The organism is Actinomycetes bacterium, from assembly GCA_036510875.1.
Classification (GTDB): Bacteria; Actinomycetota; Actinomycetes; order Prado026; family Prado026; genus DATCDE01.
Map to the genome: position 1 here is coordinate 1 of DATCDE010000344.1, position 15,728 is coordinate 15,728.

General features: G+C 73.3%; 15 protein-coding genes, 2 pseudogenes and 1 riboswitch. Of the genes and pseudogenes, 11 read left to right on the forward strand and 6 right to left on the reverse strand.

Annotated features, from left to right (window positions below; all coding sequences use genetic code 11):
• On the reverse strand, positions 1–568 hold a 568-nt coding region (gene hemG / locus VIM19_19705; GenBank protein HEY5187069.1), incomplete at its 3' end, for a protoporphyrinogen oxidase.
• Between the two features lie 121 nt (positions 569–689).
• On the opposite strand from hemG, the gene VIM19_19710 reads away from it, so the two are divergent.
• On the forward strand, positions 690–1,040 hold the full coding sequence (locus VIM19_19710) for a VOC family protein (GenBank protein HEY5187070.1): 351 nt from the start codon (positions 690–692) through the stop codon (positions 1,038–1,040).
• A gap of 22 nt (positions 1,041–1,062) precedes the next feature.
• Here VIM19_19710 and VIM19_19715 read toward each other — a convergent pair whose 3' ends face one another.
• The 3 genes from VIM19_19715 to VIM19_19725 all read right to left on the reverse strand — a co-directional run bounded on the left by VIM19_19715 (position 1,063) and on the right by VIM19_19725 (position 3,359).
• Positions 1,063–2,205 (reverse strand): FAD-dependent oxidoreductase, encoded by a 1,143-nt coding sequence (locus VIM19_19715; protein ID HEY5187071.1) that lies wholly within the window; start codon positions 2,203–2,205, stop codon positions 1,063–1,065.
• 16 nt (positions 2,206–2,221) lie between these two features.
• A complete protein-coding gene (locus tag VIM19_19720; protein ID HEY5187072.1) occupies positions 2,222–2,695 on the reverse strand; it encodes a DUF4395 domain-containing protein in 474 nt (157 codons plus the stop codon).
• 187 nt (positions 2,696–2,882) lie between these two features.
• Positions 2,883–3,359, reverse strand: coding sequence for a thioredoxin family protein (locus tag VIM19_19725; GenBank protein HEY5187073.1), 477 nt, complete (start codon positions 3,357–3,359; stop codon positions 2,883–2,885).
• Between the two features lie 119 nt (positions 3,360–3,478).
• Positions 3,479–3,603, forward strand: a riboswitch (SAM riboswitch).
• A gap of 12 nt (positions 3,604–3,615) precedes the next feature.
• Between VIM19_19725 and thrC the strand changes: the two genes are divergently transcribed.
• The 3 genes from thrC to VIM19_19740 all read left to right on the forward strand — a co-directional run bounded on the left by thrC (position 3,616) and on the right by VIM19_19740 (position 6,614).
• Positions 3,616–4,908 (forward strand): threonine synthase, encoded by a 1,293-nt coding sequence (thrC, locus tag VIM19_19730; protein ID HEY5187074.1) that lies wholly within the window; start codon positions 3,616–3,618, stop codon positions 4,906–4,908.
• Complete coding sequence (locus VIM19_19735; protein HEY5187075.1) at positions 4,908–5,183, forward strand: MoaD/ThiS family protein; 276 nt, start codon at positions 4,908–4,910, stop codon at positions 5,181–5,183. The genes thrC and VIM19_19735 overlap by 1 nt, the downstream gene beginning before the upstream one ends.
• Before the next feature lie 378 nt (positions 5,184–5,561).
• On the forward strand, positions 5,562–6,614 hold the full coding sequence (locus VIM19_19740; GenBank protein ID HEY5187076.1) for a cell wall-binding repeat-containing protein: 1,053 nt from the start codon (positions 5,562–5,564) through the stop codon (positions 6,612–6,614).
• Between the two features lie 288 nt (positions 6,615–6,902).
• On the opposite strand, the gene VIM19_19745 is transcribed toward VIM19_19740, so the two are convergent.
• Together VIM19_19745 and VIM19_19750 are read right to left on the reverse strand one after the other, a co-directional pair.
• A complete protein-coding gene (locus VIM19_19745; GenBank protein HEY5187077.1) occupies positions 6,903–7,643 on the reverse strand; it encodes an SDR family oxidoreductase in 741 nt (246 codons plus the stop codon).
• A gap of 490 nt (positions 7,644–8,133) precedes the next feature.
• Complete coding sequence (locus tag VIM19_19750; protein ID HEY5187078.1) at positions 8,134–8,895, reverse strand: crotonase/enoyl-CoA hydratase family protein; 762 nt, start codon at positions 8,893–8,895, stop codon at positions 8,134–8,136.
• A 75-nt stretch (positions 8,896–8,970) separates the two neighbouring features.
• Between VIM19_19750 and VIM19_19755 the strand changes: the two genes are divergently transcribed.
• The 7 genes and pseudogenes from VIM19_19755 to VIM19_19785 all read left to right on the forward strand — a co-directional run.
• Positions 8,971–9,900: an ABC transporter ATP-binding protein gene (locus VIM19_19755; GenBank protein ID HEY5187079.1), complete on the forward strand. Its 930-nt coding sequence runs from the start codon at positions 8,971–8,973 to the stop codon at positions 9,898–9,900.
• Complete coding sequence (locus tag VIM19_19760) at positions 9,893–11,485, forward strand: ABC transporter permease (GenBank protein HEY5187080.1); 1,593 nt, start codon at positions 9,893–9,895, stop codon at positions 11,483–11,485. Before VIM19_19755 ends, VIM19_19760 begins: the two co-directional genes overlap by 8 nt.
• A gap of 19 nt (positions 11,486–11,504) precedes the next feature.
• Positions 11,505–12,137 carry an SRPBCC family protein gene (locus VIM19_19765; protein HEY5187081.1) on the forward strand — a complete coding sequence of 211 codons (633 nt, stop codon included), beginning with the start codon at positions 11,505–11,507 and terminating at the stop codon, positions 12,135–12,137.
• An 83-nt stretch (positions 12,138–12,220) separates the two neighbouring features.
• A complete protein-coding gene (locus VIM19_19770) occupies positions 12,221–13,525 on the forward strand; it encodes a 4Fe-4S dicluster domain-containing protein (GenBank protein ID HEY5187082.1) in 1,305 nt (434 codons plus the stop codon).
• A 139-nt stretch (positions 13,526–13,664) separates the two neighbouring features.
• Positions 13,665–14,759, forward strand: a pseudogene (locus tag VIM19_19775) (SulP family inorganic anion transporter).
• A gap of 111 nt (positions 14,760–14,870) precedes the next feature.
• Positions 14,871–15,140: pseudogene (locus VIM19_19780) on the forward strand (transposase).
• Positions 15,141–15,543: 403 nt separating this feature from the next.
• Positions 15,544–15,728, forward strand: a 185-nt coding sequence (locus VIM19_19785) for a sigma factor (GenBank protein ID HEY5187083.1), incomplete at its 3' end; no start/stop codon positions are given.

Genomic DNA, 15,728 nt, shown 5'->3' on the forward strand with positions numbered 1-15,728 from the left:
CGACCTCGGGGACCGCGCTGCGCGCGCTCAGCAGGTCGGCCGGGCCGGCGTGCACGCCACCGAGCAACGGGTCGACCAGCCGGTCGAACACCTGCGACCCCAGCCGGGGACGGATCAGCTCGCCGACCGAGGGGTCCGCGCCCACCGGACGGCGGGGCAGCACCAGGTCGAGCCCGGCGCGGGCCAGGCCGACCGGCGAGAGCAGCCCGGAGCGCACCAGCGGCCACGGCCGCTGCGGGACGCCGAACAGGGTACTCGGCGGCAGCCGGCGCAGCCGGCCGCGCGACCACACGTAGGCGCCGCCGGCCCCGGGGGCCACGATCGCCGAGTCGAGGTCGAGCGCCTCGAGCAGCGCCTTCATGGCCGGCACCCGGACCAGCAGCGCGTCCGGGCCGGTGTCCACCGGGTGCCCGGCGATCGGCTGGGTGAGCACCTTGCCGCCGAGCCGGTCGCCGGCCTCCAGCAGGGTCAGCTCGAGGTCCGGGCCGGCTGCGCGCCGCAGGAAGTGGGCCGTGGCCAGCCCGCTGACACCGCCGCCCACGACGACGGCACGCGGTCGACTGGCCACGATGGTTCCTCCTTCAACAATCTGCGGGTCCTGGGTGAGCGTCACCCCGACCGGAGCGGGGAGACAGGGCCGTTGGTCCCGGCAGCGTCCGGCGGCGCGGACCGCTCGGCAGAGTCCGCGGATGCTGTTCCTTGGGGCACTGACCTTCGACGCGGCCGACCCGCAACGGCGGGGCGCGTTCTGGGCCGCCGTCCTGGGCCGCCCGGCCCGGGCCGGGCGCGCGCTGCCCGAGGCCGCGGTCATCGACGCGACGGACAGCGAGCCGACCTGGTTGTTCCTGCCGGTGCCGGAGCCGAAGACGGCCAAGAACCGCTTCCACCCCGACCTGCACACCCCCGACCTGGACGCCGAGGTGGCCCGGGTCACCGCGCTGGGCGCGACGGTGCTGGCCCGGCACGACGAGGCCGGGCGCTGGGTGGTGCTGGCCGACCCCGAGGGCAACGAGTTCTGCCTGGTGGAGCACCCGGCCTGACCGGGCCGTCCGGGGCAGGGCACTACCGGCCGAGCACGTGCGGGCCGGGCACCGGCAGGCCGCGCTCGAACCGGGCCATCGAGAAGGTCGCGACGTCGGCGTCCGGCGTGCGCCCCTCGGCCAGGTCGGCGAGCAGCAGGCCCATGAGCGCGGAGAACTTGAACCCCTCCCCGGAGTCGCCGCAGGCCACGACGACGCCCCCGGGGAGGGTGTCGATGACGAACCGCCCGTCGGGCGAGTCGGTCCAGCTGCACACCTGCGCGTCGAGCGGCACCGCCGGGACGCCGGTGACGTCCCGGCGCACCCGCTCGGTGGTCGCGGCCACGAGCGCGGGGTCGGGGGTGCGGTCGTCGTCGGCCTCGGCCCAGTCCCGCAGCGGCCGGTCCAGGCCGACCTTGTAGCCCACGCCCGGCGTGGGCATCGCGTAGAGGCCGGGCTCGTCGCCGCGCGGGCCGTCGAACAGGCAAGGCAGGTCGTCGGTGGCACCGGAGCCGCCGGGCCGCCCGAAGTGCACCACCTGCTCCAGGTGCGGCCTCAGCGGAAGGTCGACCCCGACGCTGGCCAGCAACGGCTGGGCCCCGGGACCGGGCGCGAGCACGACGACGTCGGCGTCCATGACCTGGCCGTCGGCGCGGTGCAGCCGCACGCCGTCCGCGGTGGTCCGGACCTCGCGCACCACCGGGCCGACCTCGAGCACCCCGCCGGCCGCGTCGAACAACGCGGCCTGAGCCGCCATCGAGGCGGCGGCCAGCACCGGCCCGGCGTCCGGCTGCCAGACGGCGTCGCGCCCGTCCGGGCGCAGCCCGAGGGGCAGCCGTCCCACCGCGGCGGCCGGCACCACCTCGTGCTCGACCCCCTCGGCGGCCAGCGCCGTGGCCACCGCGGCCAGCGACGCGTCGTCGCGCCACAGCAGCCCGCGGCGCAGGAAGACGGTCTGCCCGGAGCGGCTGGCCAGCCGCTGCATGGCCTCGACGCTGCGCCGGGCCAGCCGCACCCGGACCGCGTCGGGGTGGGTCACCCGCCACAACCGGGTCGGTCCGGGGGACGACGCCAGCCGGTGCGCGACGCCGTAGCGGTCCACCAGGGTGACGTCGTGGCCGCGGCCGGCCAGCTCGGCGGCGGCCGGCAGCCCCCACGCCCCGGCCCCCACGACGACGCAGCGCATACCCGCAGGCTAGGCCTCAGCTGGCCCGCGCCGTCGCCCGGCGCGTGAGGAGGTACAGCTCGCAGCCCAGGCACAGCCCGAACGCCGCGTTGAGGAAGGCCGCGGCCAGCGCCGCGCCGAGCGCCAGCAGCGCGACCACGGTGGCGTCGCCGAGCAGCGCGACCAACCCGATGGCCGCGAAGGCGAGGCCGACGGACTGCGCGAACCGGGGCGGTCGGGGGTCCTCCAGCTCGGCGGGTGGCGCGAGGCGAGGCCGCACGAACCGGCGGAAGACCCAGCCGTACGGCGTGGCCGCCGGCCCGCGGACCGCGCCGAGGGCGAACACCGCGGTCTGCGCGGCGAGCAGGACCACGCCGACCGGTGACCGGCCGGCGAGCAGGACCGCCGCGAGGACGACGGTGGTGAGCGCGGCGCCCAGCCGGGGGCCGCGCGGGTCGAGCGGACGGTTGGCGGGGACGCGGCGAGAGGACGTGGACGGGGGGACGGACACGGGGCGCTCCAGGCGTGGTGTGGTGGGGTTGTCGTTGCTCCAGGGGATGCGCGGATCACTGCGGCGCGCACGCGGCGCCGCAGCGCCCGGCTGCCTCAGCAGTCCGGACGGAGCGCGGCAGCGGTCCGGAGCAGGTCGACCGCCCGGCGCCGGGTCAGCGCGCAGCGCACGCGGCGAACCGAAGCGATCATGCGAGCTCGGTCAGGGCCGCAAGCACCGAGCTCCGGCGGGGCACGCCCACCGCGCGGCCGAGCTCACGCCCGGCCCGGTCGAGCACCAGCACGGTCGGGGTGCGCCGCACGCCCAGCCGCCGGACCAGGTCCAGGTGCGACTCCGCGTCCACCTCGACGTGCACGACACCGGGCACGGCCCGGGCGACGTCGGCCAGCACGGCCCGCGCGGCCCGGCACGGCTGGCAGAAGGCCGAGGAGAACTGCACCAGGGTGGCCCGCTCACCCAGGGCGGCGTCCGGCCCACCGGCCCGCAGGAAGCCGGCGAGCGATGCGCCGCTGCCGTCGTCCGGGGTGGTGGCAACGGTCGCGGCGGCCTCAGCGGGGGGACCGGCCTCGACCGCACGGAGCCGGCCGTCGGTGCGCCGGCGCCACAGACCGAAGGCGCTCGCCGCGGCCAGCACGGCGAGCAGCACGACGACTCCGTGGCCCACGAGCGCGCAACCTCGCCGCCAGCCGATTCCATTCCGGCCCGGTCCCACGTCTCAGCATGCGGACAAACCTCGCCAAGGAGCGGACGGGTGGATTACTCTCGCGCACACAACTACATACGTCCTCATCCAGAGGGGCAGAGGGTACGGCCCGATGAAGCCCCGGCAACCCCCCCGAGACCGTCGCAAGGCCTATCGGGGGCAGGTGCCAACTCCGGCCCACGCAGCAGCGTGGGAAAGATGAGAAAGGCCTTTCGCGATGTCGCTGATCGCTTCTTCGCCGCGTGCTACCGCACCGGCTGTCACCCCCAGTCCTGCTGACGCGCCCGCCGTCGGCAACGCCACCGCGCTGGTGTGCCGCGAGTGCGGCCAGCGCCAGCCGCTGACCGCCGGCTACGTGTGCGCCGAGTGCTTCGGGCCGCTCGAGGTGGGCTACGAGCTGCCGGCGCTGCGTCGGGAGACCATCGAGTCCGGCCCCCAGTCGATGTGGCGATACGCCCCGCTGCTGCCGGTCGTCCCCGAGATCACCGACCGCGGCGGGCTGCAGCCCGGCTGGACGCCCCTGGTCCGCGCCGACCGGCTGGCCCGCGAGCTCGGCGTGCGGCGGCTGTGGGTCAAGGACGACTCGGCCAACCCGACCCACTCGTTCAAGGACCGGGTGGTGGCCGTGGCCCTCGAGGCCGCCGAGCGGCTCGGCTACCAGACGGTCGCGTGCGCCTCGACCGGCAACCTGGCCAACGCGGTGGCCGCCGCCGCCGCGCGGCGCGGCCTGCGCTCGGTGGTGTTCGTGCCGTCCGACCTCGAGGCCGGCAAGATCGTGACGACCGCGGTGTACGGCGGCACGCTGGTGGCCGTCGACGGCAGCTACGACGACGTCAACCGGCTGTGTTCGGAGGTGGCCGCGGAGCAGGACTGGGGCTTCGTCAACGTGAACCTGCGGCCGTACTACGCCGAGGGCTCCAAGACCGTCGGCTACGAGGTGGCCGAGCAGCTCGGCTGGCGCACCCCGGACGCCATCGTGTCCCCGGTGGCCTCCGGGTCGCTGCTCACCAAGGTGGACAAGGCCTTCCGCGAGCTGGCCGCCACCGGGCTGATCAAACCGACGCCCTACCAGGTGTTCGGCGCGCAGGCCACCGGGTGCTCGCCGGTCTCGGCGGCGTTCCAGGCCGGGCAGGACTTCGTCCGCCCGGTCCGGCCGGACACGATCGCGAAGTCGCTGGCGATCGGGAATCCCGCGGACGGCCTCTACGCCCTGGACGTCGTCCGGCGCACCGGCGGCGCCATCGGTGACGTCAGCGACGACGAGATCGTCGAGGGCATCCGGCTGCTCGCCCGCACCGAGGGGCTGTTCGCCGAGACCGCCGGCGGGGTCGTGGTGGCCACCTACGTCAAGCTGCTCGCGCAGGGCCTCATCGACTCCGACGCCGAGACCGTGCTGCTCAACACCGGTGACGGGCTGAAGACCCTGGACGCCGTCGCCCCGGTCGCCCAGCCCACGGTGACGATCGACCCGTCGTACGCGGCGTTCGCCGCCACCGGGCTGGAGGACTGATGGCCGTCTCTGTTCGCATCCCCACCATCCTGCGCACGTACACCGGGGGCGCCTCGGTCGTCGAGGCCGAGGGAGACACCCTGACCGGGGTGCTGTCCGACCTCGACGCCCGCTTCCCCGGCATCCGGGCCCGGGTGGTGGACGACGCGGGCGCGCTGCGCCGCTTCGTCAACGTCTACGTCAACGACGACGACGTCCGGTTCGCCGACGGGCTGGCCACGTCGATCGGCGACGGCAGCACCGTCTCGGTCATCCCGGCCGTCGCCGGCGGCTGACCCGGCGCCAGCCACCGGTCTCACACGGCCGGGGTGCGCGCCGCGCGGGTAGCGCGCCACCGGTCCGGTGGCCCTCGCAGCACACTGCCATCGGCATGCTCGACCTGCCAGCAGCCGTTGTCCGCGCTGCGGATGATCCGCAGGTCGAAGCAGTGCACGACCCGGTGGCGTTGCCGGCACAACAGGCACAGGTTCCCTGCCCGAGTTACTCCCAGCCCACTAGCGGCACTATGCGCTGTCTCGTGGCCAGTACTGGCACGAGGGCCATGACGCAGGGGGACCGGGTTGCTCAGGCTGATGACCTTCAGCACTTACGTCAACCCCCACGAGGCGAGGACGTTGAAGAAGGGGGTGAACATTCGTCAATAGGGGGTTGACATGAAGATCAGGACGTTGACACGTCGCGCCGCGGGCTTGGTCCCTCTCGGCGCGGTGGCGGTCCTGCTGACCGCCTTGGCGCTCCCAGCGTCGGCGGCGGCGACTCCGCCGGTGTTGCGGTTGGGTGGGGTCGACCGGATCGACACCGCGATCAAGATCTCGCAGGACTATGTCCCGAACGTGGGTGCGGCCCAGGGCGCGGCGCAGTCCGTCGTGCTGGCCCGCTCGGACAGCTTCCCCGATGCGCTCGCCGGGGTCCCGTTGGCTGTCGCGAAGGCAGGGCCGCTGCTGCTGACCCCGCCTGGCTCGTTGGATCCGCGGGTGCTCACTGAGATCCAGCGGGTCCTCGCGCCTGGCGCCACCGTGTACCTGATGGGCGGTGAAGGGGCCCTGTCGGCGGCCGTGGCCACCGGGGTGACCCAGGCGGGCTACGTGACCCAACGGTTCGCCGGGACGGACCGCTTCGATACCGCCCTGAAGGTTGCCCAGGAGATCGTCGGCACGCCCACTGGAACCGGGACTGACATCGGGTTGGTGGTCGTGACCACCGGCACCGACTTCCCGGACGCGTTGGCCGCGGGTGCGTATGCCGGAACGTTCGGCGGTGCGGTCGTGCTCACCGCCGGCCCGCTGCTGCCGAAGGCGGTCGCGGATTACTTGACCGTGCGGAAGGCGGACAGCGCCATCGTGGCTGTCGGGGGCCCGGCGGCTAAGGCCGCGCAGGGCTACTACGGCGCCTCGATTGTCGGGACGAACCGCTACGACACGGCGGCCAAGCTGGCCGCTGAGTTTGTTGACACCCAAGACGCCACCTTCCCGACGTACGCGGGTGTGGCCAGCGGCGTCACCTTCCCCGACGCGCTCGCGGGCGGGGCGGAACTGGGGGCGCTCGGCGGCCCGTTGCTACTGACCAACCCGACCGCCCTGTCGCCTGAAGCCTCCACCTACCTGACGGCGAAGGCCAACAAGCCCATCCAGCAGTACATGATCTTCGGTGGCACGGGTGCGGTCGGAACAGGAGTGGAAGCCGCACTGAACAAGATGTTCCCGTAGAAGCGAACGGGCTCTGCCACAACCTGGTGGAGCCAGCAGGTTCACCAGTCAGACCCCGCCCACCACGACGGGGCCTGACCTTGCCATGACCCAATCCCAAGGCTGCGGTCGACCCAACGCGCTGAGTGTGTGCGGGTCCCGTTGCGTGCCTCACCGCCGCCCAAGGCGAGCCACCCTCCCGGACAGCTCCGGCTGCTGGTTCTCTCCGGCTGCTGGTTCTTGTGCTGCCCTGGGGAGCCAGTCCACCGACGGATTCGGCACGAGTCCCCGCGCCTGCGTTACGACCGCTCAGGCGAGACCGCCGCTGGCACGCAGGTTCTGCCCAGTCATCCAGCCGCCGTCCGGCCCGACCAGGAAGGCGATCACGTCCGCCACGTCGGCGGGCTCGCCGAGGCGCCCGAGCGGAGACATGGCCGCCATCGCGGCCACGTCGGCTGCTGAATTCTCCTCGCGCAGCATGTCGGTGTCGGTGGCGCCGGGAGACACGACATTGACCGCGATCCCGCGCGGGCCGAGCTCCTTGGACGCGATGATGCTGAACTGCTCGATCGCGGCCTTGCTCGCGGAGTAGACCGCGGCGCCGGGCTCGGCGAGAACGGTGTTGACCGATGACAGGGTGACGATCCGACCTCCGTCGCTCAGCCGCCGGGCCGACTCCTGAAGAGCGAAGAACGTGGACTTGGCGTTGACCGCCATCACGCGGTCGTAGACCTCCTCGGTCTCCTGTGCGATCAGGTCGCCGTCCGCGACCCCGGCGGACAACACGACAATGTCCAGTCCGCCGAGCACGCGCTCGGCCTCGGAGAACAGGGCGCGCACACCCGTCACATCGCCCAGCTCGGCTTGGCGGCTGTGCACTGAGCCGCCGGCCCCGACTACGACGCGCTCAACCTCGGCGGCCGCCGACGCGTTGCCACGGAAGCTGAAGACAACCGCGGCTCCGTCCCAGGCCAGCCGCTCGACGACCGCCCTGCCGATGCCCCGCGAGCCCCCCGTGACCAGAGCTCGGCGACCGTCCAGGACACCCATGACGTACTCCTCACCTCGGGGACCGCGCCGGTTCACCGTAGCCGCGGCTGTCGACCAGCAGCGCCTGCCGGCGCCGGCGGTCTCCAGGCGGCGCCTCTGTCGTTCGCGTTTCGGTGTGCGTTGCGGCAGCCGGCACCGGGAGGTTGTGTGGATGTCGGTGAGGTTGGACATCTCTGGCCCAGCGACTCGCGCCCGCAGGGGTCACCTCAAGAGCTGACGGCGTCCCCGTTGTCGGTTCGACCCCACAAAGGGGTTGTACCAAGAACGTGCAAGATCGGCCAGGTTGGTCGGTCCGCCGCGCGCCCACGGAACGATGTGGTGGGCGTCGCCCCAGGTGGCCGGACGGCGGCAGCCGGGGTCGACGCAGGAGCGGTCCCGAGCGGCCACCGCCTTACGCAGGTGGGTCGGCACGGTCCGCCGGGTGCGGCCGAGGTCGAGGTCGCTGCCATCGACGCCCCACCACGCGGGACGCCGATCCACTGGACGCCGGTCAACCGGTCGGCGCCCCGTGCCGGCCCTCGCCGTCCGCGAACCGGGCGGCGCCGGTGACCCCCTCGCGCAGCGACGGTAGTCCGCGGCTGAACTCGGCGGCCAGCGCGGCGTCCAACGCCAGCCCGGACCCGCTGAGCGCCGACATCCGGTCGGCACGCAGCGCCGCCTGCGGCAGCGCCACCAGCGACGCGGCCAGCTCCTCGGCCGCCGTACGCGCCGAGCCGGGCGCCACGACCCGGTCGGCCAGGCCGATCCGCAGCGCCTCCTCGGCCCCCACCGGGCGCCCGGTCAGGATCAGGTCGAGGGCCCGCCCGAGGCCCACGACCCGTGGCAGCCGCACGGTCCCGCCGTCGATGAGCGGGACTCCGAACCGGCGGCTGAACACGCCCAGCACCGCGTCGGACTCCACCACTCGCAGGTCGCACCACAGGGCCAGCTCGAGACCCCCGGCGACGGCGTGGCCGGACACCGCCGCGATCACCGGCTTGCCCAGCAGCATCCGGGTCGGCCCCATCGGGCCGTCGCCGTGCGGCTCGAGCCGGTTCGGCTCGCCCCGGGCGATGGCCTGCAGGTCCGCGCCCGCGCAAAACGTGCCGCCCGCGCCCCACAGCACGGCCACCGCGGCGCTGTCGTCGGCGTCGAACGCCGCGAACGCCTCGGTCAGTGCCTGCGCCGTGGCACGGTCCACGGCATTGCGCACCTGCGGCCGGTCCAGGACCACCGTGACCACCGCGCCGTTGCGCTCGACCCGGACGCTCATCGCACCCTCCTCGCACCACCGACCCGTGCCGATGGACCCGTTCACGGTGCCGTTTCCAGGAATAGCGTGACAGCCGTGACCAGCATCGACTCGTCGTCCGACCTGGTCGTCGACGCCCGCGCCCTGGTGAAGTCGTTCGGCCGCACCAGGGCGCTGGACGGCCTGGACCTGCAGGTGGCCCGGGGCGAGGTCCACGGCTTCCTGGGCCCGAACGGCGCCGGCAAGACCACCACCCTGCGGGTGCTGCTTGGACTGCTGCGCATCGACGCCGGCTCGGTGCGGCTGCTCGACGGTGACCCCTGGCGGGACATCGCGAGGCTGCACCGACGGCTGGCCTACGTCCCCGGTGACGTGGCGCTGTGGCCGAACCTCACCGGGGGCGAGGTGATCGACCTGCTCAGCCGGCTGCAGGGCGGTCACAACGTGGCCCGGCGCAACCGCTATCTGGAGCTGTTCGACCTGGACCCGACCAAGAAGTCGCGCGCCTACTCCCGGGGCAACCGGCAGAAGGTCGCCCTCATCGCCGCCCTCGCCACGGACGCCGAGCTGTACCTGTTCGACGAGCCCACCGCGGGCCTGGACCCGGTGAAGGAGGCCGACTTTCGCACCTGCGTGCGCGAGCTGCGCGACGAGGGCCGGACCGTGCTGCTGAGCAGCCACATCCTGAGCGAGGCGGAGGCCCTGTCCGACCGGGTGAGCATCATCCGGGACGGGCAGGTCGTGGAGACCGGCCGGCTCGAGCAGCTGCGCCATCTCACCCGGACGTCGGTCACGGCCGACGTGACCACCGTTCCGGAGGGGCTGGAGCAGCTGCCCGGCGTCCATGACCTGGTCGTGGAGAACCACCGGGTCAGCGCGCAGGTGGAGCCGCGCGGGCTCCCCCCGCTGATGCAGGCGCTCGGCGCCGCCGGCCTGCTGTCCCTGACCAGCCAGCCACCGACACTGGAGGAGCTGTTCCTACGGCACTACGGCACCGCCGCGTCGAGGCCAGCCGGCGATGGCTAGCGCGCTCGCCGGCACCGGCCCGCTGCTGCGGCTGGCGATACGCCGGGACCGCTGGCTGCTGCCCGCCTGGGCCCTCGGGTTCGCCGCCATGGCCGGGTTCTCGGCCTCGGCCACGGCCGACCTGTACCCGAACGAGGCGGGACGCGTCGAGGCCGCCAACGTGGTCAACGCGACGCCGGCCCTCGTCGCCCTGTACGGACGCATCTACGACCCCACGTCGCTCGGCGCGCTCGCACTGTTCAAGATGACCGCGTTCGGCGCCGCGATGGTCGGCGTGCTCATGGTGGTCATCACGGTGCGGCACACCAGGGCCGAGGAGGAGTCGAACCGGCTGGAGCTGCTGGGCGCGGCAGTCGTGGGCCGGGACGCGCCACTGACCGCCGCGCTCATGGTCGCCTTCGGCGGCAGCCTGCTGGTCGGGCTGCTCACCACGGTCGCCCTGGTCGCTGGCGGCCTGCCCGTCGCCGGGTCGTTCGCCTTCGGCCTGGGCTGGGTGGCCTCGGGTCTGGCGTTCACCGCGGTGGCCGCGGTGACGGCGCAGGTCACCAGCAGCGCCCGGACGGCCACCGGGCTCGGCATCACCGCGATCGCGGTGGCCTACGCCCTGCGCGCGATCGGTGACATGACCGAGGGTGCGCCCTCCGTCCTGAGCTGGCTGTCACCCATCGGCTGGACCCAGCAGGTGCGGGCGTTCGCGGGCAACCGCTGGTGGGTGCTCGTCTTGACCCTCGCCCTGTGCGCCGTGCTCGTCACCGCGGCGTTCGCCCTGCGCGCCCGGCGCGACCTGGGCGGCGCGCTGCTGGCCGACCGCGCCGGAGCGGCGGAGGGGACGCTGGACGGGGTGTCGGACCTGGCCGTCCGGCTCCAGCGTGGGGTGCTGCTGGCCTGGGGCATCGCCTTCCTGGGCTTCGGACTGGTGCTGGGGTCGGTGTCCAGCAGCGTCACCGGGATGCTGTCCTCCGAGGCGATGCGGCGGTTCGTCGAGGCGCTGGGCGGCGAGCAGGGGCTCATCGACGCGTTCATCGCCACCGAGCTGGGGATCTTCGGCACCATCGTCGCGGCCTACGGCATCGTCGCGATGAGCCACCTGAGGTCGGAGGAGACCGCGGGGCACACCGAGATGCTGCTCGCGACGGCCACGACCCGGGTCCGCTGGGCCACCAGCCACTTCGCGGTGGCGGTGGGTGGCGTGGCCCTGCTGCTGCTGGTCTGCGGCCTGGGCATCGGTGCCGGCTACGCGTTGGACATCGGCAGTGTGGGCCACACCGGGCAGATCCTCATCGCCGCCCTCGCCCGGGTGCCGGCCGCCTGGGTGATGGTCGGCCTGGCGCTGGCGGTGTTCGGCTGGGCGCCCCGCCTCAGCGGCGCCGTGTGGGGCCTGTTCGTCGCGTTCGTGGTGATCGGGGAGTTCGGCACGCTGTGGAACGCCCCCCAGTGGCTCATGGACCTGTCACCGTTCGTCCACTCGCCGAGGCTGCCGGTGACCTCCGACGGCGTCGGTCCGCTCCTGGCGCTGACCGCGGTGGCGGCGGCGCTGACCGTGTTCGGGTTCGTCGGCTGGCGGCGGCGCGACCTGTCCCCCTGACGTCGTCGAAGGAGGTGCCATGACGGTGCACCGAGCGACCCTCGCATGGTCAGCAATCCTCGCAGCGGCAGCCGGGGCGGCACTCGCGCGGTCACGGTCGTTGCGCTGGGGTGCGACGGACGACGAGCTCGCCGCGGTGCTGCCCGGCGACGAGCTGATCGCCCACCCGGACCTGGTGGCGACCCGGGCCATCTCCATCGACGCCACCGCCGACCGGGTCTGGCCGTGGCTGGCCCAACTGGGCCAGGGCCGGGGCGGGCTGTACAGCTACGACGCGCTGGAGAACCTGGTGGGCTGCGACATGCACAGCGCGGACCGGATCGTCCCCGAGTGGCAGCACGTACAGGTCGGATCACAGGTCAGGCTGCACCCCGACATCACCCTGCTGGTCGCCCACCTGGAACCCGGTCGCGCGATCGTGCTGCGCGGCGGCGTCCCGATGGGTGAGGCGGCGCCGCCCTACGACTTCACCTGGGCGTTCGTGCTGCGCGACGCCCCGCCTGGGTCGACCAGGCTGCTGGTGCGCGAGAGCTACGGGTACAGCCGGTGGTGGGCCCCGCTGCTCGTGGAGCCGGTCGAGCTGGTCAGCTTCGTGATGAGCCAGCGGATGCTGCGCGGCATCCGGGACCGGGTCGAGCGCGCCGCCGCCTAAACGGCGGGTCCTGCGGCCCTGGACGACGCGGGTGCGGCTCCGCTGGGCTGGGGTCAAGACCAGGTCGTCCCGGGAGGTCGGTCATGGCGCACACGCTCGCGGATCCGGACACCGCCTACCACCGTCTCCAGCAGCGCCTGGACCGGATGCCGACCGGGGCGCCGGACTCGCTGGTGTTCCAGCGGATCCTCCGTCTCCTCTTCACCCAGGAGGAGGCCGACCTGGCGGTGCTGATGCCGACCCTCGGGGCGCTCGACACGATCGCCCGCCGGGTCGGGCGCCCGGTCGCCGAGCTCGAGCCCGTGGTCGACGCGATGGCGAGGAAGGGGCTCGTCGTCGACCTGGAGCACCGCGGGCACCGCTATGTCGCCCTGGCACCCGTGGTCATCGGCTTCTTCGAGTTCACCTTCATGCGGGTCCGTGAGGACGCCCCGATGGCTGAGCTGGCCGAGCTGTTCGACCACTACCTGTACGACGACGGCGCCCTGGCGCACTCCGTCTTCCGCGGCAGCACCCAGATCGGTCGCTCGCTGGTCCGCGAGGAGGCTCTGCCCGCCGATCCGCAGGTCGAGGTGCTCGACTGGGAGCGGGCCACCCACATCGTGAGTGAAGCGACGTCCATCGCCGTTTCGCTGTGTCCCTGCCGCGAGCACGCGCAGCTCATGGGCCGGGGATGTGGGGCGCCACTGCGGACTTGCCTGACGTTCGGCGGGTCGGCTGACGCGCTGGTGCGGGCGGGCATCGCCGAGCGGATCACGAACGACGAGGGGCTGCGCATCCTCGCCGAGTGCAAGGCCGCCGGCCTGGCCCAGACCGCCGACAACGTGCAGCAGGGCATCAGCTACCTGTGCAACTGCTGCGGCTGCTGCTGCGGCATGATGCAGTCGATCCGCCGGCACGGCATCACCGGGGCGATCGTCTCGTCCAACTGGATCGCTGAGGTCGACCACACCCACTGCCGCGGCTGCAAGAAGTGCTTCCGCGCCTGCCCCGCGAAGGCCATCACGATGGTCGACAACCAAGGCAAAGGACGCCGTAAGTACTGGGCCATCGTCGACCCGCAACGGTGCCTGGGCTGCGGGGTCTGCGACGAGGTCTGCCGTTACGACGCCCACTCGATGGCACCCCGCGAACGCCGGGTCTTCACCCCCGAGAACACCTTCGACCGGATGGTCGCCATGGCGGTGGAGCGGGGCAAGCTCGGCGACCTGCTCGTCGACGCCCTGGACGGCGCCGGTCCGCACGCCCTGGCCCGGGTGCTCCAGCTGGTCGAGCAGAGCCCGCCCGTGACCGCGCTCCGCGCCGTCGAGCCGCTCAACTCGGTGTTTCTGCGCGGCCTGCTGGGGCTCGTGCACGCCGTGGCGGGGGACCGAGCCGCCACCCCGTAGACGTCCGCTGTCGATAGCCTGGCGGCCCGAGTGCGGACCAGGGGTGGCCTCGCGTGAGCGATGACCTCAGCGCTGCGCGCCGCGTCGCTGGCGCCGGGTCCCGGCGGCGAACTGGCTGCCCCGGTACCAGCGCGGCTGGCTGCGCGGGGACGTCGTCGCGGGCGCGGTGGTGGCCGCGCTCGCGGTGCCGCAGGCCCTCGGCTACGCCTCGATCGCCGGCGCCCCTGTCCAGGTCGGCCTCTACGCCGTACCGGTGGCCCTGGTCGCGTGTGCCATCTTCGGCTCGTCCGGCCAGCTGGTCGTGGGGCCGGTGTCGACGGTGTCCGTGCTGTCCGGGTCGTTCCTGGCCAGCTTCGGGGTCGCGGGGACGGCGCACGCGGCGTCCTACACGGCCGCCCTGGCCCTGGGCTCCGGCCTGATCCTGCTGGCCGCCGGCTTCCTCGGGGTCGGCTGGATAGCGGAGTTCCTGTCCAAACCCATCGTCACCGGCTTCGTCCTGGGCCTGACCATCCTGGTCATCCTGGGCGAGGTGCCCAACCTGCTCGGCGTTTCGACGCCACGGGGCCAGGTCGTGCAGCGGGTGATCGCCCTGGGCACGAGCCTCACCCGGGGCGACGCCGACCTGGCGACGATGGTCGTCGCCGCGGTCGCGCTGCTGATCCTGTTCGGCGGCCAGTGGCTGGCCCCAGGGTGGCCGTGGGGACTCGTGGTGCTGATCGGCGGGCTGGCCGCCTCGGCGGCGCTGGACCTGCGGGCCAGGGGCGTGGCGGTCGTCGGGCCGGTGCCGAGGGGGCTGCCGACGCCGGGTCTGCCCTCGGTCGACGCCTCGGACCTGGCCGCTCTGATCGGTGCCGGCGCGGCCCTGGCCCTCGTGGGGCTGGCGGAGGGGCTCAGCGCGGCTCGGCTCTTCGCCACCCGGGGCGGCTACCGCATCGACTCCGACCAGGAGCTGGTCGCCTGCGGCCTCGCCAACATCGGCTCCGGGCTGCTCGGCGGGATCGGGGTGGCCGGGAGCCTGTCCAAGACGGCGGCCGTCAACAACGCCCGCGGCCGTACCCAGATGGCCGGGCTCGTCGCGGCCGGGTTCGCCCTCGTCGTGATCGTCGGGATCGCCCCGGTCCTGTCCGGCCTGCCCAAGGCGGTGCTGAGCGCGATCGTCGTCAACGCGGTCTGGAAGCTCATGGACTTCCCCGCGCTGCGCCGCTACGCCAAGGTCCGGCGCAACGACATCGTGGCCGCCGTCGTGGCCGCCGTGGGAGTGCTGGCCTTCGGTCCCCTGAACGGCCTGCTGGTGGCGGTGGCCGGGTCGGTCCTCGGCCTGGTCTACCGCTCCAGCCGGGTGGACGCCCTTGACCGTTGGCTGAGCTGGGCCCGGCGCTGCCGGATCCCGTCGTTCGTTGACCTCGCCCGCAAGATCACCAAACACCGCGCGGCGATCGACGCGGCCCTGGAGCACAACATGTCGAATGCCCTCGTCGAGTCGACCAACACCAAGATCCGACTCATCACCCGGATCGCCTTCGGCTTCAAGTCACCCGAAGCCCTGATCGCCCTCGCGATGCTCGCTCTGGGAGGTTACCGACCCTCATTGCCAGGAAGAACCGCCCACGGATGAGTCACAAGAGCCCTGTTTCTGCGACGTTCCCGCGTCAGAGGCCAAAGCACCGACGTCGCGGCGCCCGTGCCGCTTGGCGAGCCCCGAAGTGCCTGGCGTGTCGTAGGCAGCCCGCCGGGCGCGACGGCGAACAGATGCGCATCGTTGGGGAGGCTGCCGACCTGGCCTGCCTCGAGCAAACGACGGGGGCCGCTCCTGGTTGTTCCGGCCCGGCGATTCCGGTGCGGCGAAGGACTGCCATGAGAACCTCCCGATGGGTGACCCTCGTCGAGGGTGTTGCCTGCACGACGGCTGCCGGTCGCGGTGGGTTCACCTCGGGGACTGAACCCCGCTGAACCGGTCGGTGTCCCCACTCGTTGTCTGGGGGGAAGGAGGTGTCGTGGCCGCCAGCCAGGTCGACCTGATGCGCGCCCTGAACGACGAGCACGCGCCGGCGCTGTGGTCCTTCACGCTGCGGCTGACCGGGGACCGGTCCCGGGCCGAGGACGTCGTCCAGGAGACGCTGCTGCGCGCGTGGCGCTCCCCCAGGGTCCTTGACGGGACGCACGGTGCCACCCGCGCCTGGCTGTTCACCGTGGCCCGGCACCT

Excerpts from the sequence above, each read along its gene's own strand:
- VIM19_19710 (HEY5187070.1), top strand. The coding sequence starts at position 690 with ATGCTGTTCCTTGGGGCACTGACCTTCGACGCGGCCGACCCGCAACGG.
- VIM19_19715 (HEY5187071.1), bottom strand. The coding sequence starts at position 2,205 with ATGCGCTGCGTCGTCGTGGGGGCCGGGGCGTGGGGGCTGCCGGCCGCC.
- thrC (HEY5187074.1), top strand. The coding sequence starts at position 3,616 with ATGTCGCTGATCGCTTCTTCGCCGCGTGCTACCGCACCGGCTGTCACC.
- VIM19_19735 (HEY5187075.1), top strand. The coding sequence starts at position 4,908 with ATGGCCGTCTCTGTTCGCATCCCCACCATCCTGCGCACGTACACCGGG.
- VIM19_19740 (HEY5187076.1), top strand. The coding sequence starts at position 5,562 with ATGAAGATCAGGACGTTGACACGTCGCGCCGCGGGCTTGGTCCCTCTC.
- VIM19_19745 (HEY5187077.1), bottom strand. The coding sequence starts at position 7,643 with ATGGGTGTCCTGGACGGTCGCCGAGCTCTGGTCACGGGGGGCTCGCGG.
- VIM19_19750 (HEY5187078.1), bottom strand. The coding sequence starts at position 8,895 with ATGAGCGTCCGGGTCGAGCGCAACGGCGCGGTGGTCACGGTGGTCCTG.
- VIM19_19760 (HEY5187080.1), top strand. The coding sequence starts at position 9,893 with ATGGCTAGCGCGCTCGCCGGCACCGGCCCGCTGCTGCGGCTGGCGATA.
- VIM19_19765 (HEY5187081.1), top strand. The coding sequence starts at position 11,505 with ATGACGGTGCACCGAGCGACCCTCGCATGGTCAGCAATCCTCGCAGCG.
- VIM19_19770 (HEY5187082.1), top strand. The coding sequence starts at position 12,221 with ATGGCGCACACGCTCGCGGATCCGGACACCGCCTACCACCGTCTCCAG.